The 25,081-nt window shown below is 67.1% G+C and carries 20 protein-coding genes; 14 read left to right on the top strand and 6 right to left on the bottom strand.

Annotated features, from left to right (window positions below):
* Positions 1–379: 379 nt before the first annotated feature.
* The 3 genes from IAI54_RS16645 to IAI54_RS16635 all read left to right on the top strand — a co-directional run bounded on the left by IAI54_RS16645 (position 380) and on the right by IAI54_RS16635 (position 4,798).
* Entirely contained in the window at positions 380–3,373 is a 2,994-nt protein-coding gene (locus tag IAI54_RS16645) for a sarcosine oxidase subunit alpha (RefSeq protein WP_187968265.1), read from the top strand.
* Positions 3,366–3,920, top strand: a complete 555-nt coding sequence (locus tag IAI54_RS16640; RefSeq protein ID WP_187968264.1) for a sarcosine oxidase subunit gamma — start codon at positions 3,366–3,368, stop codon at positions 3,918–3,920. Before IAI54_RS16645 ends, IAI54_RS16640 begins: the two co-directional genes overlap by 8 nt.
* 89 nt (positions 3,921–4,009) lie before the next feature.
* Positions 4,010–4,798, top strand: a complete 789-nt coding sequence (locus IAI54_RS16635; RefSeq protein ID WP_187968263.1) for a GGDEF domain-containing protein — start codon at positions 4,010–4,012, stop codon at positions 4,796–4,798.
* 31 nt (positions 4,799–4,829) lie between these two features.
* On the opposite strand, the gene IAI54_RS16630 is transcribed toward IAI54_RS16635, so the two are convergent.
* From IAI54_RS16630 to IAI54_RS16615, 4 genes are read right to left on the bottom strand one after another with little or no spacing between them, the layout of a single operon-like run.
* Positions 4,830–5,606, bottom strand: a complete 777-nt coding sequence (locus IAI54_RS16630; RefSeq protein WP_187968262.1) for an SDR family NAD(P)-dependent oxidoreductase — start codon at positions 5,604–5,606, stop codon at positions 4,830–4,832.
* 3 nt (positions 5,607–5,609) lie between these two features.
* Positions 5,610–6,644, bottom strand: a complete 1,035-nt coding sequence (locus tag IAI54_RS16625; protein WP_187968261.1) for a phosphotransferase family protein — start codon at positions 6,642–6,644, stop codon at positions 5,610–5,612.
* Positions 6,641–7,132, bottom strand: coding sequence for a MaoC family dehydratase (locus IAI54_RS16620; RefSeq protein ID WP_187968260.1), 492 nt, complete (start codon positions 7,130–7,132; stop codon positions 6,641–6,643). Before IAI54_RS16620 ends, IAI54_RS16625 begins: the two co-directional genes overlap by 4 nt.
* A gap of 8 nt (positions 7,133–7,140) precedes the next feature.
* The gene (locus IAI54_RS16615; protein WP_187968259.1) at positions 7,141–7,959 is read right to left on the bottom strand and encodes an SDR family oxidoreductase; all 819 of its coding nucleotides are present in this window, start codon (positions 7,957–7,959) and stop codon (positions 7,141–7,143) included.
* A gap of 57 nt (positions 7,960–8,016) precedes the next feature.
* On the opposite strand from IAI54_RS16615, the gene IAI54_RS16610 reads away from it, so the two are divergent.
* The 11 genes from IAI54_RS16610 to IAI54_RS16560 all read left to right on the top strand — a co-directional run bounded on the left by IAI54_RS16610 (position 8,017) and on the right by IAI54_RS16560 (position 20,642).
* Entirely contained in the window at positions 8,017–8,748 is a 732-nt protein-coding gene (locus IAI54_RS16610) for a TetR/AcrR family transcriptional regulator (RefSeq protein WP_187968258.1), read from the top strand.
* Positions 8,745–9,986: an acyl-CoA dehydrogenase family protein gene (locus tag IAI54_RS16605; RefSeq protein ID WP_187968257.1), complete on the top strand. Its 1,242-nt coding sequence runs from the start codon at positions 8,745–8,747 to the stop codon at positions 9,984–9,986. Before IAI54_RS16610 ends, IAI54_RS16605 begins: the two co-directional genes overlap by 4 nt.
* A 2-nt stretch (positions 9,987–9,988) precedes the next feature.
* Positions 9,989–10,957: an NADPH:quinone oxidoreductase family protein gene (locus IAI54_RS16600; protein ID WP_187968256.1), complete on the top strand. Its 969-nt coding sequence runs from the start codon at positions 9,989–9,991 to the stop codon at positions 10,955–10,957.
* A 14-nt stretch (positions 10,958–10,971) separates the two neighbouring features.
* Positions 10,972–12,012 carry a zinc-binding dehydrogenase gene (locus tag IAI54_RS16595; protein WP_187968255.1) on the top strand — a complete coding sequence of 347 codons (1,041 nt, stop codon included), beginning with the start codon at positions 10,972–10,974 and terminating at the stop codon, positions 12,010–12,012.
* Between the two features lie 95 nt (positions 12,013–12,107).
* Positions 12,108–12,983: a branched-chain amino acid ABC transporter permease gene (locus IAI54_RS16590; protein ID WP_187968254.1), complete on the top strand. Its 876-nt coding sequence runs from the start codon at positions 12,108–12,110 to the stop codon at positions 12,981–12,983.
* 4 nt (positions 12,984–12,987) lie between these two features.
* A complete protein-coding gene (locus IAI54_RS16585; RefSeq protein WP_187968253.1) occupies positions 12,988–14,088 on the top strand; it encodes a branched-chain amino acid ABC transporter permease in 1,101 nt (366 codons plus the stop codon).
* Positions 14,085–14,870, top strand: coding sequence for an ABC transporter ATP-binding protein (locus IAI54_RS16580; RefSeq protein WP_187968252.1), 786 nt, complete (start codon positions 14,085–14,087; stop codon positions 14,868–14,870). The genes IAI54_RS16585 and IAI54_RS16580 overlap by 4 nt, the downstream gene beginning before the upstream one ends.
* Positions 14,870–15,691: an ABC transporter ATP-binding protein gene (locus tag IAI54_RS16575; protein ID WP_187968251.1), complete on the top strand. Its 822-nt coding sequence runs from the start codon at positions 14,870–14,872 to the stop codon at positions 15,689–15,691. Before IAI54_RS16580 ends, IAI54_RS16575 begins: the two co-directional genes overlap by 1 nt.
* Positions 15,692–15,725: 34 nt before the next feature.
* Positions 15,726–17,639, top strand: a complete 1,914-nt coding sequence (locus tag IAI54_RS16570; protein ID WP_187968250.1) for an AMP-dependent synthetase/ligase — start codon at positions 15,726–15,728, stop codon at positions 17,637–17,639.
* A 23-nt stretch (positions 17,640–17,662) separates the two neighbouring features.
* Positions 17,663–18,838, top strand: coding sequence for an ABC transporter substrate-binding protein (locus tag IAI54_RS16565; RefSeq protein WP_187968249.1), 1,176 nt, complete (start codon positions 17,663–17,665; stop codon positions 18,836–18,838).
* A gap of 181 nt (positions 18,839–19,019) precedes the next feature.
* A complete protein-coding gene (locus tag IAI54_RS16560) occupies positions 19,020–20,642 on the top strand; it encodes an ABC-F family ATP-binding cassette domain-containing protein (protein ID WP_187968248.1) in 1,623 nt (540 codons plus the stop codon).
* Between the two features lie 34 nt (positions 20,643–20,676).
* On the opposite strand, the gene IAI54_RS16555 is transcribed toward IAI54_RS16560, so the two are convergent.
* Together IAI54_RS16555 and IAI54_RS16550 are read right to left on the bottom strand one after the other, a co-directional pair.
* A complete protein-coding gene (locus IAI54_RS16555; RefSeq protein WP_187968247.1) occupies positions 20,677–23,808 on the bottom strand; it encodes an efflux RND transporter permease subunit in 3,132 nt (1,043 codons plus the stop codon).
* Between the two features lie 14 nt (positions 23,809–23,822).
* Entirely contained in the window at positions 23,823–24,995 is a 1,173-nt protein-coding gene (locus IAI54_RS16550; RefSeq protein ID WP_187968246.1) for an efflux RND transporter periplasmic adaptor subunit, read from the bottom strand.
* Positions 24,996–25,081 lie beyond the last annotated feature (86 nt).

Here is a 25,081-nt window from a genome sequence, read left to right as displayed (position 1 = left end):
CGCCCGCGACACCTGCCCAGCCCAAACCCGCCGCACCGGCGCGCGCGCCGCGGAAGGCAACGCAGGCGGCGGTCGAGGATACGCCACCGGCCATGCCACCGACGGCGCCCGCGACCGAGGAGACCAGGAAGCCGGTCCGACGGGCCGCGCCGGCCGCCGCACCCGCGGCCGCCGAGGAGAAACCGAAACGCCGGGCGCCGGCAGCCAAAGCCGCGGCGCCCGCAAAGGCTTCTGCTCCGAGGGGCAGGAAGGCTGCCGGTACTGCAGGCGCGCCGTCCCCCGCCGAGGCCGTCGCACCCGAAACGCCGGACGAGACCAGCGCCGCCAAGCGGGCACCGAAGCGCACGCGCACCACTCCAGCAAAGAAGGGTGAGGCCTGATGGCCGAGACGCATCGTATCGCAGGCTCCGGACGACTGGCAGGCGCGAAGCAGATCCGCTTCACCTTCGACGGCGAGCCCCATGCGGCGCGCGAGGGCGACACGCTCGCCTCCGCGCTGCTGGCAAACGGGGTGCACCTCGTCGGCCGTTCGTTCAAGTATCACCGTCCGCGCGGCATCCTTTCGGCCGGGGCCGAAGAGCCCAACGCGCTGGTGGGCATTCACCGGGATGCCGCCCGCCGGACGCCCAACGTGCGGGCTACGGTGCAGGAGGTCTATGACGGGCTGACGGCGGTGTCGCAGAACCGCTGGCCATCGCTCGCCTTCGACGTGGGGGCGATCAACGATCTCGCTTCGCCGTTCTTCTCGGCCGGCTTCTACTACAAGACCTTCATGTGGCCGAAGGCCGCCTGGGCCAAGCTCTACGAGCCGAACATCCGTCAGGCCGCGGGCCTCGGCGTCGCGCCGGACCGGCCGGATCCGGATCATTATTCGGCGCGTTTCGCCCATTGTGACGTCCTCGTCGTCGGCGGCGGCGCGGCGGGACTGGCAGCCGCGCTCGCGGCGGCCGAAGCCGGCGCCCGCGTCATCCTCTGCGACGAACAGGCTCGCTTCGGCGGCGCCATGCGTTACGAGAGCGGCGCCCGAATCGACGGGCACGACGGCTGGGACTGGACGCAGCAGGCGGCGCGGCGTCTGTCGGAGATGGATGGGGTGACGCTGCTCCCCCGCACCACCGCCTTCGGCTATTACGCGCAGAACTTCGTCGGCCTCGTCGAGCGGGTGACCGAGCACATGGCCGAACCCGGCGACCTGCCGCGCGAACGGCTGTGGCAGGTCCGGGCGAAGCGGGTGATCCTCGCCACCGGCTCGATCGAGCGGCACATGGTCTTTGCCGGCAACGACCGGCCGGGCATCATGCTGGCCTCGGCCGCGCGGACCTACCTCAACCATTACGGTGTCTCGGTCGGCCGGACGATCGGCGTCTACACGGCCAACGAATCGGCCTATCGGGCCGCAATCGACCTGAAGAAGGCCGGGATAGACGTTCGCGTCGTCGTCGACCTGCGCGACAATCCGACGGGGGCTGCGGTCGACGAGGCCAAGGGGCTCGGGATCGAGGTGCTGCCCGGCCGGGCCGTGACGTCGGTGACCGGCTCCCTGCGGGTCAAGTCGATCACGGTGCAGCCGAAGACCGGGGAAGGCACCGGGCGGCACATCCCGGTCGATGCCCTGCTGATGTCGGCCGGCTGGACTCCGAGCGTCCACCTCTTCTCGCAGTCGCGCGGAAAGGTGGCGTTCGAACCCGGCACGCAACGCTTCGTGCCAGGCACCTACGCGCAGGACTGCGCCAGCATCGGATCGTGCAACGGCACCGACGACCTTGCCGCTGCGATCCGCGAGGCCGTGGCGGCTGGCGAGCGGGCGGCGAAGGCCGCCGGCCGTTCCGGCGGCGCGCGTCCCTTCTTCAAGGTGGAGGCGAGCGAAGGCTGGTCGGCGGGCATGGTGGGGGCTGCCCCCGGCGCCGGAAAGGGCACGAAGGTCAAGGCCTTCGTCGATTTCCAGAACGACGTCACCGCCAAGGACATCCGCCAGGCGGTCAAGGAGGGCATGCGCTCGATCGAGCACGTGAAGCGCTTCACCACCAACGGCATGGCGACCGACCAGGGCAAGACCTCGAATCTGCATGGCCTCGCGATCGCGGCGGAGATGCTTGGCAAGGACATTCCGGAGGTCGGCCTCACCACATTCCGGGCGCCCTATACCCCAGTGACCTACGGCGCCATCGTCAACCACGCGCGGGGCAAGCTGTTCGACCCGACGCGCCGGACGCCGATCCATGGCTGGGAGGAGCGGCACGGGGCGGTGTTCGAGGACGTCGGCCAGTGGAAGCGGGCCTGGTATTATCCGCAGGCGGGAGAGGACATGCATGCCGCGGTGAACCGCGAATGCCGCACGGTGCGGCAGGCGGCCGGCCTGTTCGACGCCTCGACGCTCGGCAAGATCGAGGTGGTCGGGCCCGATGCCGCGACCTTCATGGAACTGCTCTACACCAATCCCTGGCAGAAGCTGGAAGCCGGCCGCTGCCGGTACGGCATCATGCTGCGCGAGGACGGCTTCATCTACGACGACGGCGTGGTGGGACGGCTTGCGCACGACCGGTTTCACGTCACGACGACGACGGGTGGCGCCGCGCGGGTGCTCAATCACATGGAAGACTACCTGCAGACGGAGTTCCCGCATCTGTCGGTCTGGCTTACTTCCGTCTCCGAACAATGGGCGGTCATCGCCGTCCAGGGCCCGAAATCGCGGGACATCCTCGCGCCGCTGGTCGAGGGAATCGACCTGTCTGATGCCGCCATGCCCCACATGTCGGTGCGCGAAGGAACGATCTGCGGCGTGCCGACGCGACTGTTCCGCATGTCGTTCACCGGCGAGCGCGGCTTCGAGGTGAACGTGCCGGCCGACTACGGCGAAGCCGTCTGGGAGGCCCTGTGGGCCGAGGGCAGGAAACACGGAGCCTGCGCCTACGGGACCGAATCGATGCACGTCCTGCGCGCGGAGAAGGGCTACATCATCGTCGGCCAGGATACCGACGGCACGGTCACGCCCGACGACGCCGGTCTCGACTGGGCGGTGGGCAAGAAGAAGACGGACTTCGTCGGCATCCGCGGCCTCAGGCGACCCGATCTCGTGGCGCCGGGCCGGCGGCAGCTCGTCGGGCTGCGCACGAAGGATCCAAGGACCGTGCTGGAGGAAGGCGCGCAGATCGTCGCCGACCCGAAGCAACCGGTGCCGATGAAGATGATCGGCCACGTCACCTCGTCCTACTGGTCCGAGAATTGCGGCCGTTCCATAGCGCTCGCCCTGATCGAGGGCGGCCGCGACCGCATGGGACAGACCCTCCACGTGCCGATGCCATCCGCGACGATCGAGGTCGAGGTCTGCGACACCGTGTTCTTCGACCAGAAGGGAGAGAGGCTCCATGGCTGAGATCGTCCTCGCCGAACGCCGGCAGAAGCAGGCCGGCCGCAAGGGGACGGCGCGTCGTGTGACGCTGACCGCCGCGATGCCGGCTGCGCGGTTCGTCCTGCGGGCTCCCGAACCGTCGCTCGAGCCCCTGTCGCATGCGCTCGGCCTGATGCTGCCGAGGGAGCCGAAGAAATCGGCGTCGTCGGACAATCGGCGCCGGCACGCCTTGTGGCTCGGCCCCGACGAGTGGCTGCTGATCGACGCGGACGGCGCGGATCTGGGGGCCATCGGCACCGGCACGGGAGCGTTGCATTCCGCGGTCGACGTGTCACACCGCAACGTCGCGATCCTCGTCGATGGTCCGGGCGCGTCGGCCTGCCTCAATGCCGGCTGCCCGCAGGATCTGTCGCTCGACGCCTTTCCCGTGGGCGCCTGCTCGCGCACCGTCCTCGGCAAGATCGAGGTGGTGCTCCTGCGAACCGGCGAGACGGCATTCCGCGTCGAGGTCTGGCGTTCCTTTTCCGACTACGCCTGGGACTTCCTGGAGGAAGCGGCACGGGACGCCTGAGCCCGCTCGATCGGGACAATCTTCATCATCCCGATAACGTGCTCTTCATGCCTGTTCGCTAATATGCTGCCTCGGGTGTGGAGGTTGCTGTGCTGGCGACGCTGAAGGACATGTCTCCGCGGGGACGGCGGGCGCTGGCCCGCTGGACCGCGTTCGGGACGCTGGGCTGCATTCTCTTCGCACAGACGGCGAACTGGCTCATGTTCCGCGACCTCGGCCAGCCGGCGCTGGGCCTGTCGATCTTCAGCGGCACCATCATCCCGATCCTGCTGGCAGGTCCGCTGTTCTTCTACCTGACACTCAAGCTGCGCGAGCTCGCGATCGCGAACCACAAGCTCATGGCGGCGGCGACGACGGATTCGCTGACCGGTTGCCTCAACCGGGGCGCCTTCGCCGCGCAGGTCGAGGCGAAGCTGGCGGCCGCGCAGGCTTCGCAGGAGAATGGATCCGGCGCCCTGATGGTGATCGACGCGGACAGCTTCAAGCGCATCAACGACCGGTTCGGGCATGGCAACGGCGACGAGGCGCTGCGCCTGATGGCGTCGGCCATCCGCGCGTCGATCCGCAACGACGATGTCGTCGGCCGGCTGGGCGGGGAGGAGTTCGCCGTGCATCTGGCAGGCCCCTGCGACGCGGGAGCCATGGCGGAGCGGATTCGCCGGGAGATCGAGACGTCCCGGTTCCGGCCCAACGGAACGTCCTGGCCGCTGACGGCCAGCATCGGCTGCGCGGTCTACGCGGCTCCCCAGGCCTTCAGCGAACTCTACCGCATCGCCGACGAACTGCTCTACCAGGCCAAGCGCACCGGCCGGAACCGCGTGGTGACCGCGGCCGTGGAGCCGGCGCTCGACGTCGAACTGCGGCTCGCCGCCGGATAGGGCCCGCGGGACCCTTTCCACCGCCAGGTGCTCAGAGCGCCGTGATGCCGCCGTCGACGGCCAGCGCGTGACCGTTCATGAAGGAGTTCCTGGGGTCCGCTGCAAAGAGGATCGCCTCGACGATCTCGTCCACTTCGGCCACCCGCTTCATCGGCACGCCGCGGGTCAGTTCGTCAAGCGCCTCGGCTTCCTCCCGTCCGGAGATCTGCACGAAGGCGTCGACCATCGCGGTGCGGGCGAAGGAGGGGCAGACGGCGTTCACGCGGATGCCGCGCGAGGCGTATTCGGCGGCGCCCGACCGCGTCAGCCCCACGACGCCGTGCTTGGCTGCGGCATAGACCGACAGCTTCGGCGCTCCCGCGAGACCGGCCACGGAGGCGATGTTGACGATCGTGCCACCCTTTCCGTCCGTCTTGTACTGGCTCTCCATCGCCTGAAGCTGGTGCTTCATGGCGAAGAAGACGCCGAGCAGATCGATGTCGAAGATGCGGCGCGCTTCCTCGCCCGACAGCTGTGCCAGCCGAACGAAGCTCTGCGCGATGCCGGCATTGTTGATGGCGATGTCGAGCCGGCCGAAACGCTCGACCGCCAGCGCCACGAGATCACGCGACAGCGCCTCGTCCGAGACGTCGCCGGCGAGGGAGGCAACCGGAACGGCCAGTTTTTCCGCCATCCGGTCGAGCCGGGTCTGGTCCATGTCGGAGAGAACCAGGCTCGCGCCTTCCTCGGCCAGCCGCTCCGCAGTCCGGCTGCCGAAGCCGCCGCAGGCGCCGGTCACGATGACGACCTGCCCCGAAAAACGTCCCATGGATCACTCTCCCGTTTCGATACGGCGGACCGCGAGCCCGGCCAGAAGCTTCACCGCCTCGCCATAGGTACGGGCCTTCTCCGGGTTGGACGCATTGCCGTCCAGTGCCCGCTTGTAGACGCCCTGACAGATGGCGGCGAGGCGGAAGAAGGAGAAGGCGAGGTAGAAGGTCCAGTCGCCGATGCCGTCGATGCCGCGGCGCCTGCAATAGGCGGCGACGTATTCCTCCTCGGTCGGCAGGCCCACCGCCTTGCGATCGATGCCGCCCAGGCCGCGGAACCCGGAGGCATGCGGCAGGCGCCACTGCATGCACTGGTAGGCGAGGTCGGCATAGGGGTGGCCGAGCGTCGAGAGCTCCCAGTCGAGCACGGCGACGACCTTCGGCTCGTCCTTCGCGAAGATCATGTTGTCGAGCCGGTAGTCGCCGTGCACCAGCGCGACGATCCCGTCGTCGGCCGGGCGGTGGGCGTCCAGCCAGCCCATCAGGGTCTCCATGTCCGCCACGGTGCCGGTCTCGGAGGCGCGGTACTGCCCGCCCCAGCGGCCGATCTGGCGTTCGAAGTAGCTGCCGGGGCGCCCGTAGTCGGACAGGCCTGCCGCCTCGACGTCGATGGCGTGGAGCCGGGCGAGCGTCGCGTTCATCGCGTCGTAGATGGCGCCGCGTTCCGCGGTGCCGGCCGCCTCCGGCAGCGCCGGATCCCAGAAGATCCGTCCGTCCACGAAGGTCATCACGTAGAACATGCGGCCGATCGGCGAGTCCTCCTGCGAGAGATGAAGCACCTCCGGCACCGGAAAACCGGTCCTGCCGAGCGCCCGGATGACGCGGTATTCGCGATCGACCTGATGCGCGGATTTCAGGAGCTGGCCAGGCGGCTTGGCGCGCAGCACGTAGTCGCCGCTGGCGGCGTTCAGGCGATAGGTCGGGTTCGACTGGCCGGACTTGAACTTCTCGATGCCGCGCAGACCCCGGAAGCCGGGAACATTGGCCTCGAGATAAGGGCCGAGCACGGCCGGATCGAGCGCGTTGGGATCGCTCATGACGTCTCCTCCTGACGCGGGAGCTGTGTCAGCGTGAGCCAGCGCGCGGTGAGCGCGGGCTTCTTCGAGCCTTCGATTTCGATCGTGACGTCGTGAGCTACTTCGATCCAGCCCGAGGGGCGGACGTTGGCCTTGACCAGCAGGAAGCGTGCGCGCACCCGCGCGCCGGACTTGACAGGGGCCTTGAAGCGGATCTCGTCGAAGCCGTAGTTGATGCCCACCGTCGCGCCCTCGAGGGGAGGGATGGTCTCGTAGGCGAGCGTGGAGAGCAGCGACAGCGACAGGAAGCCATGCGCGATGGTGCCGCCGAACGGCGTCTCGCGGGCTGCGCGCTCGGGGTCGACATGGATGAACTGATGGTCGTCGGTCGCATCGGCGAATCGATCGATCATCGTCTGGCTGACCGTGCGCCAGGGCGAGACGCCGATCTCGGTGCCGACGGCCGCGATGAGGTCGTCGGTGGTGATCGTCTGCTTGGGCGTTTCCATGGGAGGCGTCAGTCCAGGTCCTTGAACAGCGACATGCCGTGCTGGACGGACTGGCCGCCGTCGAGCGGCAGGATGGCCCCCGTCACGTAGCGGCCGGCACGGCTGCACAGATAAAGAGTCGCGCCGGCGATGTCATCGGGCCGTCCGATACGGCCGAGCGGGACGCGGCTGCCGACCTTCGCAGCCTTTTCCTCCGTACCGGTCGCAAAAGCCGTCATGCGGCTCTGGAAGGGGCCGGGGGCGAAAGCGTTCACGGTGATGTGGCGGCCGGCAAGCTCGCCGGCCAGCGTCTTCGTCAGGTGGTGCACGGCGGCCTTGGAGGCGGTGTAGGAATAGGCACCGTCCGCGATCGGCTGCGTGCCCATCACCGATCCGAGGTTGATGATGCGAGCCGGATCTTCGTGCGTGCCGGCAGCCTCGAGCAGCGGCAGCAGGTCGCGTGTCAGGTGGAACAGGCCGGTGACGTTGACGTCGAGCACGCGCGACCAGGCCTTGTAGGGGAAGGTGTCGAGCGGCTCTCCCCAGGAGAGGCCGGCATTGTTGATCAGGATGTCGAGCCTGCCGGTTCGCGCCTTCACTTCCCCGGCCAGTGCGGCGACGCCTGCCTCGGACGAAACGTCGCCTGCGAAGCCGTCGGCCCTGCCGCTTCCCAGCGCATTCAGTTCCGCCGCGATCTTCTCGCATTCGGCGCCACGCCGCGACGCGATCAGCACGCTGGCACCGGCCTTGATCAATGCCTCGGCGGCCATAAGGCCTATGCCGCTGGCGGCGCCGGTGATGAGCGCCGTCTTTCCGGCAACCGAAAACAGATCCTCGAGATAAGACATCGTTCCTCCCCGTCCGCAGCCTTTTTTCGCGGCTGCGTTGACAACATACCGGGTAGTATGTTCATCATCGGCTCGTCAGTAAAGAGGCCGTACGGCGAAAGCCGCAAAAACAGGCCAGCTGGACGACGGGAGGTTTCAACGCGCATGGCGCTGGGCGTCAGGGAGCACGTCGCCGACAGTTCGCGCATCGACATCCTGCGCGCGGCGGCCAGCTGTTTCATGGAACGCGGCTATACGGCAACGTCGATCGACGACGTTGCGCGACGGCTTGGCGCTACGAAGGGGCGCATCTACCACCATTTTCCTTCGAAGGCGGATCTGTTCGCGGAAGTCTTCCGTCACGGCATGGACATGAACTTCGAGGCACTGGCGCCGTATCGCGGCATGGCTGGACCGGCCGTGGTGCGCTGGCGTCGGATGGCCAAGGCCCACGTGCTGCAGATGATCGATACCAAGCCGTTCCAGCGGGCCGTCTGGCTCGGCGTCGAGATGCACCTGCGCGGGGCCACCACGCCGGAACAGCGCACCGTGTTCAACGAGCTCGTCGCCTATCGCGACCGCTATGGCGCACAGTTCCGGGAGACGCTTCTGCAGGGCCGCGACGAAGGCGTCTTCCGCTTCGACAGCCCGAGCATCGCGAGCCAGCTGATGTTCATGACGTTGAACTCGCCGATCTTCTGGTACTCGCCGCGCACAGGCGAGACGCGCGCCGACATCGAAGCCATCGCCGATCAGGTGGTCGACTACGCCCAGGGCGGGCTGTGCAAGGAGCAAGGGACGCTGAAATGACCGACATGAACCTCGGGATGACCGAACGCCTGAAACCGATCCACGAGAAGGTGGCGCGGATGGTGCGCGACGAGATCATCCCGCTCGACGAGGAGTTCCTGGCCGAGATCGGCAAGGCGGGCGATCGCTTCGTCTACACGCAGAAGCAGACCGACATCCTCGAAGGCCTCAAGGCGAAGGCGCGGGAACGCGGCCTTTGGAACTTCTGGCTGACGGATTCGGAGCGCGGCTACGGCCTGTCGACCGTCGAATACGCCTATCTCGCGGAAGAGATGGGCAAGTCGCATCTGGCGGCGGAGGTGTTCAACTGTTCGGCGCCCGACACGGGCAACATGGAAGTGTTCGAGCGCTACGGCACGCAGGCGCAGAAGGACGAGTGGCTGGCGCCGCTGCTGGAGGGAAAGATCCGGTCGGCCTTCCTGATGACGGAGCCGGACGTCGCCTCCTCCGACGCCACCAACATCTCGATGTCCTGCGTGCGCGACGGCGACCATTACGTCATGAACGGGGAGAAGTGGTGGTCGTCGGGTGCCGGCGATCCGCGCTGCAAGATCTACATCGTCATGGTGAAGACGGGCGGCGAGGACGATCCCAAGCACCGCCGCCATTCGATGGTGCTGGTGCCGGCTGGCACGCCGGGCGTGACCATGCTGCGCGCCATGCAGGTCTACGGCGACGACGACGCCCCGCACGGGCACATGCACGTCCGCTTCGAGAACGTGCGCGTGCCGGTCGCGAACCTGCTCCTGCGCGAAGGCGCGGGCTTCGAGATCGCGCAGGGACGGCTCGGACCCGGCCGTATCCACCATTGCATGCGCGCCGTCGGTCAGGCGGAGCGGGCGCTGGAGATGATGTGCCAGCGCGCCATGCGCCGCGAGGCTTTCGGACAGCCGCTGGCCAAGCTCGGCGCCAATTACGACATCATCGCCAACTGCCGCATGGAGATCGAGATGGCGCGGCTGCTGTGCCTCAAGGCGGCCTGGATGATGGATCAGGGTGACGCGAAGGCGGCTGCGCCGTGGATCAGCCAGATCAAGGTGGTGGCGCCGCAGGTGGCGCTCAAGGTCACCGACGAGGCGGTGCAGATGTTCGGCGCGCAGGGAATCAGCCAGGACACGCCGCTGGCGCGCAGCTGGACCCATCTGCGCACCCTGCGCTTCGCCGACGGCCCGGACGCCGTGCATCGCCGCCAGGTCGCACGTCAGGAACTCAAGAAATACACGCAGGAGAAAGTGTGAGCATGAAGGCGATCGTCGCCCGCGACTACGGTCCGCTCGAGAACCTCGCCTATGCCGACTGGCCCGAGCCGGAGGCGACCGGGCGCACGGTGGTGGTCGAAGCAGAGGCGATCGGGGTGAATTTCCCGGACGGCCTTCTGGTGCAGGGGCTCTACCAGATGAAACCCCCGGTCCCCTTCGTTCCGGGCATGGAAGTGGCCGGAACGGTGGTCGCCATCGGCGATGAGGTCCGCTCGGTCAAGGTGGGCGACCGCGTCGCCGCGCTCGGGAGCCTCGGTGGTTACGCCGAAAAGGTCGCCGCGCCGGAGGAAAGCGTCATGCCGCTTCCCGACGCGGTAACGGCAGCCGATGCCTGCGCGCTGCTGTGCGGCTACGGCACGTCCCACTACGCGCTGAAGCAGCGCGGCCAGCTGAAGTCCGGCGAGACGCTCTGCGTGCTGGGCGCGGGCGGCCTCACCGGCACGGCGGCGGTCCAGATCGGCAAGGCGATGGGCGCGCGCGTCATCGGCGTCGCCTCCTCGAAGGAGAAGCGGGCCATCGCCAGCGAGGCCGGTGCGGACGTCGTGCTCGGCTACGACAATCTCAAGGACGCGCTGAAGGAGGCGACGGGCGGCAAGGGCGTCGACGTCGGCTACGATCCGGTCGGCGGCGAGAGCTTCGACGCGCTGTCGCGCTCGATGGGGTGGGGCGGGCGGCTGCTCGTCATCGGCTTCGCCTCCGGAACGATCCCGAAATTCCCCGTCAACCTGGCGCTCGTGAAGGGCTTCAGCGTCGTCGGCGTGTTCTGGGGCGACTTCACCCGCCGCGAGCCGGCCGTGTACGCCGACAACATGCGCGAGCTGCTCGGCTGGTACGTGGCCGGCAAGGTGAAGCCCGTGATCGAGGGCGAGTACCCGCTCGCGGACGCCGCAGCCGTGCTGACGCGGGTGCTGAACCGCGGGTCCGCCGGAAAGATCATTCTCAAGCCATGAAGGGAACGACAGCCTTGAGCATCCCCGAGACGATGAAGGCGCTGCTGCTCGTCGGCGACGGCTACTCGACCGAGCGGTCGGACGCCCGGCTCGAATCCATGGATGCCTACGTGCACCTGGGCGAGATCGGCGTGCCGCGACCGGGGCCGTCGCAGGTGCTGGTGAAGGTCAGCCTCGCCTCGATCAACCCCTCCGACGTCATGTTCGTGAAAGGCCTCTACGGCCAGCCGCGCCGCAAGGGCCAGCCGGCGGGTTTCGAAGGCGTCGGCATCGTGGCGGCGGCGGGCGAAAGCCCGGAGGCGCAGCGGCTCGTCGGTCAGCGCGTGGCCTTCGCCACCGGGCTCTCCAACTGGGGATCCTGGGCCGAATATGCCATCTCCGAGGCTGCTGCCTGCATTCCGATCATGGACGGGGTGAAGGATGCCGACGCGGCTGCCATGATCGTCAACCCGCTCACCGCCCTCGCCATGTTCGGCATCGTCAAGGAAGAAGGCGAGAAGGCCTTCGTCCTGACGGCCGGCGCCAGCCAGCTCTGCAAGCTGACGATGGGGGTCGCGCGCGACGAGGGCTATCGCCCGATCGCCATCGTGCGGCGCGACGACCAGATCGAGATGCTGAAGCAGGCGGGCGCGACGCATGTGCTGAACGAGACGGCGCCGGATTTCGCCGACCGCCTGCAGGAGGTGATGCGGGCCGAGCAGCCGCGCATCTTCCTCGACGCCGTGACTGGCCCGCTCGGCGGCCAGATCTTCAACGCCATGCCCAAGGGCGCGCGCTGGATCGTCTACGGCCGTCTCGACACCGCCATTACGCCGATCCCGGAGCCGGGCCAGCTGATCTTCATGCGCAAGCGCATCGAGGGCTTCTGGCTGACGGAGTGGATGCGGAAGTCGTCGATGGAAACCAGGATCGCCACGATCCGCGAAGCGCAGATGCGCTTCGCGGACGGTCGCTGGGCGACGGACGTCAATGCCATCGTGCCGCTGGAGGAAGCGGTTGCGAAGGTGCCGGCCGAACACGCCAAGCCGAACGGGAAGGTGTTCATCCGGCCGTAGAAGAGCCGGAGGCGCTGCTTGCGGGAACGGTGGCGCCATCTGTAGAGTGGAGGAAAGCGCGGCGTCAGACCGTGCAACTGCGGGAGGAGAACGTCTTGGACGTTTTGCAGTTATTCGTCAGCGGACTGGCCAATGGATGCGTCTATGGCCTGATCGCTCTTGGCTTCGTGCTCATCTACAAGGCCACCGAGGCGGTGAACTTCGCCCAGGGCGACTTCATGATGCTCGGCGCCTTCATCACGCTCGGCCTCACCAACGAGCAGTTCTGGGGGCTGCCTTTCTGGGTCTCTGTGCCGATCGCCATCCTGTGCATGGGCGCGTTCGGCTATCTGCTCGACATGCTGGTGCTGCGCCGGATGTTCGGCCAGAGCCAGGTCGCCGTCGTCATCCTGACGATCGCGCTCGGCTTCGTGCTGCGCTTCGCGGCCGGCGTCATCTGGGGCCATCAGCCGGTTTCGCTGGAATCGCCGATCGCAGGTCGCGACGTGCGCTTCGGCGGGCTCGTGCTCGGACTGGACGAGGTGACGATCATCGTCGTGACCGTCCTTCTGACGGTTCTGCTGTACTTCTATTTCAACCGGACGAAGCTCGGCGTCGCCATGCAGGCCGCCTCGCAGAACCAGCTGGCGGCCTACTACATGGGCATCCCGGTGAAGCGCATCCATTCGCTGATCTGGGCCCTGGCGGGCGCAGTGGCGGCAGTCGCGGGCATCCTGTTCGCCTCCAAGGGCTCGATCGATCCGTCGATCGGCCTGCTCGGCATCAAGGCCTTCGCGGCGGCGGTGATCGGCGGCTTCGGCTCGCTGCCCGGTGCATTGCTCGGCGGCATCATCGTGGGGCTGATCGAGCCCTTCGCCTCCTACTACATCGCGGCCGGCTATTCGCAGATCATGCCGTACCTGCTGCTCTTCCTGATCCTCGTGTTCAGGCCGCACGGCATCCTCGCCCAGGTCCACAGGAAGAAGGTCTGAAGCCATGCGGACAGTCTTCAAGACCTCCTACGACGCCGACATCAACTACTTCCGCCACGGCGCGCAGGCGACGTGGTACATGCTGCTGCTGGCGCTCGCGCTGATCCTGCCCTTCCTGATGGGGACCTTCTGGATCGGCGAGATGACCAACATGCTGATCTGGGCCATCGCCGGCATGGGCCTGATGATCCTCGTCGGCCAGACGGGTCAGGCGAGCCTCGGCCACGCGGCGTTCCTGGCAATCGGCTGCTACGCCAACGTGCTGCTGCAGGAGCGGCTGGGACTGCCCTTCCTCCTGTCGTTTCCGCTCGCCGGCGTGATCGCGGGGCTCGCGGGAGCGCTGATCGCGATGCCGATGACCAAGCTGCACGGCATCTACCTCGCCATCGGGACGCTGGCGATCTCGATCCTGACCGACGACCTGATCGTCATCGCCGAGCCGCTGACTGCGGGCGTCGTGGGACTGTTTGCGCCCACCATCGACATCCTCGGCTTCCAGTTCGACCGCTATGCGACGCCGGACCGCTTCTACTGGCTGGTGCTGTTCGTGGCGGTCGTCATCGTGCTCGTCTACCGCAACATCCTGCGCTCGCCGCTCGGCCGCGCTTTCGCCGCCGTGCGCGATTCGGAGGTCTCGGCGCAGGCGATGGGCATCAACGTGGCCCGCACGAAAGCCCTGTCCTTCGGCATTTCCACCGCCATCACCGGACTGGCGGGAGCGCTGATGGGGCACTTCGCCGGCATCTTCAACAACGAGACCTTCAACATCATCATCTCGATCCAGCTGCTCCTGATGATCGTCATCGGCGGCCTGGGGTCGATCCACGGCGCCTTCTTCGGCGCGATCATCGTGGCGCTGCTGCCGCAGGCCATCGCCATCTCGCGCGATCTCGTCTCGGGCTTCGTGGGCGGCGGGACCGTCGCCATTCCGGGTCTCGAATCGGCGATCTTCGGTGCCCTCTTGATCGGGTTCATCCTGTTCGAACCGATGGGCATCTACGGGCGCTGGCTCAAGATCCGCACCTATTTCGAGCTGTTCCCCTTCTACCGGAAGGACATGTTCCGCCGCCAGAAGAGCTACCTGAAGACGGAGCGCATGCGATGAGCCTGCTCGAGATCGACAACGTCACACTGCGCTTCGGCGGCGTCGTGGCCGTCAACAAGGTTTCCTTTTCGGTGGAGGAGGGCGAGGTGTTCGCGCTGGTCGGCCCCAACGGCGCCGGCAAGTCGACGCTGTTCAACCTCATCAGCCGCATCTACGATCCCGTCGAGGGCGACATCCGCTTCGCTGGCGAGAGTCTGCTCAGGCATCCGCCGCACGACATCGCCAAGCTCGGCATCGCGCGCACCTTCCAGAACATCGAGCTGTTCGAGCAGGCGACGGTGCTGCAGAACCTGCTGGTTGGGCGCCACCGCCACCGCAAGTCGAACTTCCTCACCGAACTCCTGTTCACGCCGGGGGTGCGGGAGGGGGAGCGGCGCCACCGCGCGGCGGTCGAGAAGGTGATCGACTTCCTCGAACTCCAGGCCTATCGCGACAAGTACATCGCCGGTCTCCCCTACGGGGTCCGCAAGGTCGTCGAGATGGGTCGGGCACTCGCCATCGAGCCGCGGCTGCTGCTGCTCGACGAGCCGGCCTCCGGCCTGTCGGTCGAGGAGACGCAGGACGTCGCCTTCTGGATCGAGGACATCAAGAAGCAGATGGGCGTGACGGTGCTGATGGTGGAGCACGACATGCATCTCGTTTCTTCGGTCTCCGACCGCGTGCTGGCACTGGCCGACGGCAAGGTGCTGTCTCTCGGCACCGCTCAGGAGGTGCAGAGCGACCCGAAGGTCATCGAGGCCTATATCGGCGGCGCCGACGCGCAGGAAAGGGAGGTCGCCTGATGAACGTGATCGGAGCTGCCGCCACCCGCCCGTCCGCCGTGTCCGACAGGGCGGTCGTGCTCTCGGTGCGCAATCTCGAGAGCTACTACGGTCCGATCATGGCGATCCGGGGCTGCAGCCTCGAGGTGCGCGAGGGGCAGATCGTCACCGTGCTCGGCGCCAACGGCGCCGGCAAGACCACGCTGATGAAGACGATCTCCGGGGTCATGGACCCGGAGAAGGGCCAGATCATGTACGGCGGCGAGAACATCGCCGGCGCTGCGCCCGACAAGGTGGTGCGCAAGGGCATCGTCCACGTGCCGGAGGGCCGCGAGGTGTTCCCGCTGCTGACGGTGGAGGAGAACCTGCGCATGGGCGCCTTCGTGCGCAACGATGCCGACGGGGTGCGCAAGGACGAGGAGATGGTGTTCTCCTACTTCCCGATCCTCGCGGAGCGGCGGCGCCAGGCGGCCGGCACGCTGTCGGGCGGGCAGCAGCAGATGCTGGCGATCGGGCGCGGTCTTATGGCGCGGCCGAAGCTGATGCTGCTCGACGAGCCAAGCCTCGGCCTCTCGCCGCTGCTGGTGAAGGAGATCTTCCAGATCATCCGCCGGCTCAACCGCGAGCAGGGCGTGACCATGATGCTGGTCGAGCAGAACGCCAAGGTGGCGCTCGAGGTGGCCGACTACGGCTACGTCATGGAACTCGGCCGCATCGTCATGGCCGACGACGCCAAACGGCTGCTGCAATCGAAGGATATCCAGGAGTTCTACCTGGGCGTCCAGTCGGAGGAATCGCAGCGCGGCCAGAAGCGATGGAAGCAGAAGAAGACCTGGCGATAGCCGGCAACAGGCAAGGCAAGGGGAGGAGACCCGGATGACCATCGCCGAGAGACTGCCGCAGATGCAGACGGTGCGCGGCTTTTCCTTCAACGCCGATCTGGAGGGTCCGGGACCGTTCTATTTCGACGGTTGCGACACGCTGGCCAAGCTGTTCCGGCAGCGCTGCCAGGAACTGAAGACCAAGGTGGCGCACCGCGAGAAGGATTACGGCATCTGGCTGTCCTACACATGGACAGACTTCTACGATCACGCCCGGCTGATCGGGCTCGGGCTGGTCGCGCTGGGACTGAAGCGCGGCGAGGTCGTGTCGATCCTGTCGGAGGACAACAAGGAGTGGATCTACACCGACCTCGGCGTGCAGTCGGTCGGGGGCATCTCGTCGGGCGTCTACACCACCGACTCAGCCAAGCAGCTCGCCTATCTCGTCAACGATTCCGACAGCCGGTTCCTGTTCGTCGAGAACGACGAGCAGCTCGACAAGTACCTGTCGGTCAAGGACCAGATGCCGGGCCTGGCGAAGGTCATCGTCTACGACCGCGAGGGGCTGCACGACTTTTCCGACGAGAAGGTGATCTTTCTCGACGATCTATACCGGGTCGGCCGCGACTTCCTGAAGGCAAATCCGGACCGTTTCGACGAAGAGATCGCGAAGTCGGATCCGAAGGACACGGCGATCCTCGTCTACACCTCCGGCACCACCGGGCCGCCGAAGGGCGCCATGATCAGTCACCAGAACATCATCGTGTCCATCATCGGCTCGGTGCTGACCCTGCCGGTCGAGAGCACCGACGAACAGCTCTGCTTCCTGCCGCTCTGCCACATCCTCGAGCGGCTGATCAGCGTCTTCACGCCGATCGGGCTGCGTTCGACGGTGAATTTCGCGGAGAGCCCGGAGACGGTGTTCGACAACGTCCGCGAGGTCTCGCCGCATGTCTTCACGGCCGTACCGCGCGTCTGGGAGAAGATCTATTCGCGCGTTACCATCATGGCCAACGAGGCGACGGGTATCGGAAAGTGGGCCTACAGGCGCGCGCTCGCCGCCGGGCGCGCACGGGCGGAAGCGCTGGAGAACGGCGATCCGGTGCCGCCCGGAACCAGGCTCGCCTATGCCTTCTGGGATTTCATGGTGCTGAAGAACCTGCGCCGCATGCTGGGGTTCGAGCGGCTGCGCCGCGGAACCACGGGTGCAGCGCCGATCTCGCCCGACCTGCTGCGCTGGTACCGCTCGGTCGGCATCACCGTGCTCGAAGGCTACGGCATGACCGAGAGTTCCGGCGTCATCTCGGTCAACCTGATCGAGAGCTACAAGACCGGCAGCGTCGGTCCCGTCGTGCCGGGGGGGCAGGTCCGCATCGCTCCCGATGGTGAGATCCAGTACAAGGGTGGCAACGTCTTCAAGGGCTACTGGAACAAGCCGGAGAAGACCGCCGAGACGATCAGCGAGGACGGCTGGCTGAAGACGGGCGACGTCGGCAAGATCGACAATCAGGGCTTCGTCACCGTCACCGGCCGCGTCAAGGACATCATCATCACGGCGGGCGGCAAGAACATCACGCCTGCCGAGATCGAGAACCGGCTGAAGTTCTCGCCCTACATTTCCGACGCGGTCGTGATCGGCGACAAGCGCAAGTTCCTGTCGTGCCTGATCATGATCGACCAGGAGAACGTCGAGAAGTTTGCGCAGGAGCGTCGCGTGCCGTTCAACGACTTCCGCTCGCTCTGCGCGGCGCAGGAGGTGCGCGACCTGATCGGCGGCGTCGTCGCCGAGACCAACAGCGAGTTCGCTCGCGTCGAACAGATCAAGGACTTTCGCCTGATCGATGTGCTGCTCACCGCGGAGGACGATGAGCTTACGGCCACGATGAAGCTTAAGAGGAGTTTCGTCGAACAGAAACACAAGAAGCTGATCGACGATATGTATGGCCAGAACGGCCATGCCGGGAACTGAACAACAAGGAGGAGACTGACATCATGAAATCCATCATCGGAAAGAGCGTGCTCGTCATGGGCCTTGCGGCCGGCATGGCATCGGCCGCGCACGCCACCCAGGGCGTGTCCGACACCGAGATCGTCATCGGCTCGAACGGCGATCTTTCGGGCATCTTCGCCGCCTTCAACGTCGGCGCCATCAAGGCGGCGCAGCAGGTCTTCGAGGAGGTCAACGCGGCCGGCGGCATCCATGGCCGCAAGATCCGCTTCGTGGTGGAGGACCACGGCTACCAGGTGCCGAAGGCGGTGCAGAACTTCAACAAGCTGGTCAATTCCGATCAGGTCTTCGCGATGATCCTGAACCTCGGTACGCCGCACAACATCGCCGGCTTCCCGATCATGGCGTCCAAGCAGGTCGCCAATGTCGGTCCGCTGACGGCCGCGCGCCAGATGCTCGAGGGCGACATCGCCTTCAAGTATGCCGGCTTCTCGTCCTATTACGACCAGCTTCGCGCCGGCGTGAAGCTGCTCGCGGAGGAGAAGGGCGCCAAGGAAGTCTGCGCCATGTACATCCCGTCCGACTTCGGCAAGGAGATCGAGGAAGGCGCCAAGGACCAGGCCGAGGCCATGGGGCTGACCTGGGCGGCGGAGACCACCCACAAGCCCGACGAGCAGGACTTCGTGGGATCGATCCAGAAGCTGAAAGAGGCGGGCTGCGACATCGTGGCAACCGCGCTCGGCGTGCGCCAGACGATCGTGGCCTTCGGAACGGCCAAGAAGCTCGGCTGGACGGACGTTTCGTTCATCGGCTCGTCGGCGGGCTTCAACACCGCCGTCGCCAAGGTGCCGGAAGGCGTGACCGAGGGCTACTACGCCGCTGCCGGCTGGTCCGACTACGAGAACCGTCTCGACAACCCGGCGGTGAAGGAATGGGCCGACAAGTTCCAGGCCTTCGCCGGGCAGCCGGCTGATACCGCCGCCCAGCTCGGCTACAGCGCGGCCGACGCGCTGGTGAAGGCGCTGGAGGCGGCGGGCAAGGACCTGACGGCCGACAGCTTCCGCACGGCGATGGAAGGCCTGCAGTACGACGACGTCGTCAACGACGTGCCGGTCAACTACGGCGCCGATCACCAGGGCGGCGACCTGATCGTCATCTCCAAGGTGGATGGCGGCAAATGGGTCGAAGTCGGCCGCGTCGATCCGACCAAGTCGAACTGATCGTTCGAATCCGACGATCGGAAGGCCGGCGGAGCGATCCGCCGGCCTTTTTCGTTTCAGAGGCCGTCCGGCTGAAGCAGCGCGCCGGAGGAAGGGCTTGCGCCTGTGCCGCCGCGATGGTTTAGGGACGCGTCCTTCGCATCTGCGAAAGGCGATGGCCCCGCCAACCAGGTGTCCCCGCATGATCCGTCTCGAAAGCATCGGCAAACAGAACGGCAAGCAGATCGTCTTCATAGAAGCGTCGGCGGCGATCCAGCGCGGCGAGAAGGTCGGCCTCGTGGGTCCGAACGGTGCCGGCAAGTCCACGCTGTTTCGCATGATGACGGGCGAGGAACTGCCCGACGAAGGCCAGGTCTCGGTCGATCGCGGCATCCGCATTGGCTACTTCAGCCAGGACGTCGGCGACATGACGGGCCGCAGCGCGGTCGTCGAAGTGATGGACGGCGTCGGTCCCGTCAGCGTGCTCGCGGCCGAGATGGCCGAACTCGAGGCCGCCATGGGCGATCCGGACCAGGCCGACCGCATGGACGAGATCATCGAGCGCTACGGCGAGGTGCAGGCCAAGTACGACGAGCTCGACGGCTACGCGCTCGACGGCCGTGCGCGCGAGGTGCTGGGCGGGCTCGGCTTCAGCGACGAGATGATGAACGGCGATGTCGGCAAGCTGTCCGGCGGCTGGAAGATGCGCGTGGCGCTCGCCAAGATCCTGCTGATGCGGCCGGACGTCATGCTTCTCGACGAGCCGTCGAACCATCTCGACATCGAGAGCCTGATCTGGCTCGAATCCTTCCTCAAGGGCTTCGACGGTGCGCTGGTGATGACCTCGCACGACCGCGCCTTCATGAATCGCATCGTCGGCAAGATCATCGAGATCGACGGCGGCGCGCTGACCTCCTATTCGGGCGACTACGAGTTCTACCGGCAGCAGCGGGCGCTGGCCGAGGTGCAGCAGCAGGCCCAGTTCGAGCGCCAGCAGGCGATGCTGGCCAAGGAGATCGCCTTCATCGAGCGCTTCAAGGCACGGGCCAGCCATGCCGCGCAGGTGCAGAGCCGGGTGAAGAAGCTCGACAAGATCGACCGTGTCGAACCCCCGAAGCGTCAGCAGACGGTGCGCTTCGAGTTCCAGCCGGCGCCGCGCTCGGGCGAGGACGTCGCGACCCTGAAGAACGTGCACAAGAGCTACGGCTCACGCCGGATCTACGAGGGTCTCGACTTCCAGGTCCGCCGCGGCGAGCGCTGGTGCGTCATGGGCGTCAACGGCGCCGGCAAGTCCACGTTGCTGAAGCTGGTTGCCGGCGCGGCCGAGCCAGACGACGGCACGGTGGCGCGCGGCCCGAGCGTGAAGATGGGCTACTTCGCCCAGCATGCGATGGAACTGCTCGACGGGGAGGCGACGATCCTGGAGTGGCTGGAAGATTCCTTTCCGCAGGCGGGCCAGGCGCCGCTGCGCGCGCTCGCCGGCTGCTTCGGCTTCACCGGCGACGAGATCGAAAAGAAGTGCCGGGTGCTTTCGGGTGGCGAGAAGGTGCGGCTGGTGATGGCCCGGATGCTGTTCGATCCGCCGAACTTCCTCGTGCTCGACGAGCCGACCAACCATCTCGACATCGCTACCAAGCAGATGCTGATCGAGGCGCTGGCGCGCTACGAGGGCGCCATGCTGTTCGTCAGCCACGACCGGCATTTCCTGGCCGCCCTGTCGAACCGGGTGCTGGAGCTGACGCCGGACGGCATGCACGCTTATGGCGGCGGCTATGTCGAATACGTTCAGCGGACCGGCCAGGAGGCACCGGGCCTCCGGACCTGACCTCCGGCACGAGGCCGGCGGCGCTCCCCCCCCGCTATTCGCCCGGCACCGGCGACGGTGCCGGATTGCGCGCGGCCTCGATCTCACGATGCAGCCGTTCTTCCTCGTGCGCCTTCGGTGTCACGAAGCGGCCGAGGATGAGGTAAGCGACCGGGGTGAGGAACAGCGTCGAGGCGGTGGCGAGGCCGAGGCCGCCGACGATGACCCAGCCGAGCGCGATTCGGGCTTCCGCGCCGGCGCCCTCAGCCAGGATCAGCGGCACGCCGCCGACGATGGTGCAGATCATGGTCATCATCACCGGGCGCAGCCGGATGTTGGCGGCGTTCTCGATCGCCTCGCGGACGCCCTGGCCGCGGTCGCGCAGCTGGTTGGCGAACTCGACGATCAGGATGCCGTTCTTGGCCATGATGCCGACGAGGAGGACGAGGCCGATCTGGCTGTAGACGTTCATGCTCGTGCCCGTGAGGAGCATGGCGAACACCGCGCAGGCGAGTCCCAGCGGCACGGTCGCCATGATGATGACGGCCGAGACGAAGCTCTCGAACTGCGCGGCGAGCACCAGAAGGATGATGACGATGGCGAAGCCGAAGGTCCGCGCCATCGACGAGGACTGCTCGCCGAGCGTGGCGGCCTCCGCCAGCGGAATGATCCGCGCGCCCGCCGGCAGATGCGGTTCGGCGATCGCCTGCGCGACCTGATAGGCCTCGCCGAGGGCGAAATCGGACGCGAGCGCCGAGGTGATGCCCACCGAGCGAAGCTGCTGCTCGCGATCGAGACCCGGCGCAACCGCCTGCTCGCGCAGCGTCGCAATGGTGGCAACGGGGACGAAGCGGCCGTCGCCCGTGCGGATGAAGACGTTCTCCAGATCCGTCGGGTCGTTGATCGGATTGGTGGTAGAGACCAGCTTCACGTCGAAGGAGCGGTCGTCGATGAACACCTGGCCCACCTGTCGGCCGTCGAGCATGGCCTGCATGGCCGCTCCGAGGCCGTTGATCTCGATCCCCAGGTCGGAGGCGCGCTCGCGATCGATCGAAACCGAGAGCTGCGGCTGGCTCGCGTCCGTCGACAGTCGTGCCTGCCGGAACCGCGGGTCGCGCTCGAGGTCGGCGACGATCTTCTGCGCCGCCTCGCGCAAATCGGCGTAATTGTTGCCCGCGACCGCGAACTGAAGGCCGCTGCCGGCGCCGCGGATACCGAGGCTGTTGGGCTGGAAAGCGAAGGCGCGCACGCCTGGCACGTTCTGGACGATCCTGCTGATGTCGGCGACGATCGCCTGCTGGGAGCGCTCGCGATCCTGCCAGTCGGCGAGCCGAAGCACCATGAAGCCGCTGTTGGACGAGCCGCCGGAGCCGGCGATGGCGAAAGTGCTGGTGATCTCGCCACTCTCGCGCAAGGGCTGCAGGAGGGTCTCGATCGCGCGCATCTGCTGGGCGAGGTAGTCGAGGCTGACGCCCTGCGGAGCGGAGATGCGCAGGAAGGCCTGCGAGCGATCCTCGGAGGGCGTCAGTTCCGACTTGATCGTCGGATAGAGGCTGCCGGCGAGCGCGGCGAAGAGGATGGAGACCGCGACGACCACCATCGGTGCGTCGAGGCATGCGCGCAGCATGCGCCGGTACAGCCCTGCCATCGCGCCGCCGATGCCGCCGATCAGGCCACCATGTCCCTCCTGCTCCGCGCCTTCCCTGAGAATGCGCGAGGCCAGCATTGGACAGAGCGACAGGGCGACTAGCGACGACAGGAACACCGCGATCGCCAGCACGAAGCCGAACTCGCGGAACAGTCCGCCGGTCTGACCAGGCAGGAAGGACAGCGGCACGAAGACGGCGATCAGCGTCGCCGTCGTGGCGATGACGGCGAAGAACACCTCCTCGGTACCGAGCACCGCAGCCGCGCGCGGGCCCATGCCCTCGTTGCGGCGCCGCACGATGTTCTCCAGCACCACGATGGCGTCGTCGACCACGAGGCCCGTCGCCAGGACGAGGGCGAGCAGGGTGAGGATGTTGACCGAGAAGCCGACCAGATAGATCGCGGCCAGCGTGCCGATCAGCGCCACCGGCATGGCGAGGCCGGGAATGATCGTGGCGCGCCAGTCCCACAGGAACAGGAAGATGATCAGCAGCACCACGCTGACCGAGATCAGCAGCGCGATCTCGACCTCGTGGATGGCGCCGTTGATGAAGGTGGCGTCGTCGCTGGTGATCTCGATGGTCATGCCCTCGGGCAGGTTCTGCTGGATGCGGGCGGCCGCCTCGCGCACGCCCTGAGAGATTTCGAGCGTGTTGGATTGTGCGGCCCGGATGATGCCGAGACCGATGCCGGGCTTGCCGTTGGCCCGCAGCTGCGACTGGCCGATGTCGGGGCCGAGCGTCACCGTGGCGAAATCGCCCAGCCGCGCGCGCCGGTTGATGATCAGGTTCTCGAAGGCTTCGGGCGAGTTCACGGAGGCGGTGGCGCGGACGATCAGGTCCTGTGTGTTGGACGTGAGCGAGCCGGCGGGCGTGTCGAACGAAATGGAGGAGAGGGCGCTCGTCAGGTCGGCGACGGTCAGGTTCAGGCTCGCCATCTTCCCCTGGTCGATGTCGATGCGGAAGATCTTGCTGCGGTCGCCATACACCTGAACGTCGGCGACGCCCGGTACGGCCGACAAGGCGTCGACGACCTCGTCCTCGACGAGAACCGTCATGTCCTCCACGGACATCCGGTCGGAGGTGACGCCGAGCCGGACGACGGCCTGCGCATTGGCGTCCGCCTTGACGATGCGCGAGGCGTCGGCGTCTTCGGGCAGGTTGTTGACGACGCGCCCCACGGCATCGCGCAGATCGGACGCGGCGGTGTCGATGTCGACATCGTCCCGGAACTCCACCGTCACGCGGCTTTCGCCGAACGAGGACGAGGACGAGATCGACTTCACGCCCGCGACGCGGGAGACGGCGCCTTCGATCACGCCGGTCAGTTCGCGGTCGATCGTCTCGGCCGCAGCGCCAGCGAAATCGGTCCGGATGGTGATGACCGGCTGGTCGACGTCGGGCAATTCGCGGATCTCGACGCCGAAGAAGGCGGCGAGACCGGCCACAACGATCAGCGTGTTGAACACGAAGGCGAGGACGGGACGGCGCACGAACAGCGCGGTCAGGCTGTTTTCCTGGCGTTCGGTCTTGAAGTCCATGATCGAGCCTCCGGTCAGGATCCGCCTGCCGCGGCGGGCGCCGCGGTCTCGCCGGCCCGGCCTGCGATCCGGACCTCCGCGCCTTCACGGACGGCGTGGAGACCCTCCGTCACCACGGCATCCTGCAGCGTCAGCGGTGCATCGACGAGCACGCTGTCGGTGTTGCGCTGGATGATCCGGACGGCGACGCGTTCAGCCCGGCCGTCCCGGATCGCCCAGACATAGGCGCCGTCGGTGCCCCACTGCACAGCCAGCGGATCGACCGCCGGGAAAGTGTCGCCGGGGAAGCGCATGCTCACTTCGAACGCCATGCCGGCGCGCAGCCTGTCGCTGGGATTGGGAAGCCGCGCCTGAACCCGCAGCGTGCGGCTGTCGGTCTCGATGCGGTTGTCGACCGCGCTGACGTTGCCCTCGAACACTTCTCCCGGCCGCGCCACGGAGGCCGCGGTGAGCGAGGAGCCGACGGTGATCATCCCCGCGAAGCGCTCGGGCACCCAGAAGTCGACGAGGATTTCCGAGCGGTCGTCGATCGTGGCGATCTCGGTCGACGACGTGACGTAGTTCCCGGCGGTGATCGGCAGAATGCCGACGACCCCGCCGATCGGCGCCTCGACGGAGCGGCGCTCGAGCGCGAGTTCGGCGTCGCGCAGCGCGAGCCGCGCATTGTCGAGCTGGACCTCGGCATCGGCGAGCTGCACCGCCGTGGCGGCGGCGGAGTTGCGCAGCGCCTGGAAGCGCTCGACCCGCGCCTGCGCATCGCGCAGGGTCACCTGCGCCCGATCGAGTTCGATCCGCTCGGCCTGCGAATCGAGCCGCGCGATGACGTCGCCGCGTGCCACGGTGGCGCCCGATTCGACCAGCAACTCCGTCAGCCGGCCGCTCGCGAAGGGCGTAACGACGACCGAACGGACCGCGCGGCCGGTGCCGATGGCCGAGAGGCGGTCGTTGATCGTCAGTTCGAGAACCGGCTGGGCGACGACCGCCGACTGCTGGCCGCCGAAACCGCCGCCGCCCCTCCCGTCCGCCGGCGCAGCCGCGCCGCCCGGAGCGGCCTGCGGGGCGAAGGGAACGTTCGTGATCCCCATGCCGGCGAGGGTCTCCGGCGCTCCGGGGTAGAAGCGGAGCCATCCGAAGAACGCCGCAACGATCAGGACGAGGGTCAGTGCTGACTGTTTCCAGATCGACATCCGGTTCTCCGTTGCGAGGTGTCTGGCGGCGCTTGCGGGACCGTCTTCCCCCGCTTCGTCCGGGAATCGACGACTGCCGGTGCCCC

It is taken from the genome of Aquibium microcysteis, from assembly GCF_014495845.1.
Lineage (GTDB): Bacteria > Pseudomonadota > Alphaproteobacteria > Rhizobiales > Rhizobiaceae > Aquibium > Aquibium microcysteis.
The sequence above is the reverse complement of the archived record's forward strand: the minus strand, read 5'-3'. Positions and strand labels throughout refer to the sequence as shown.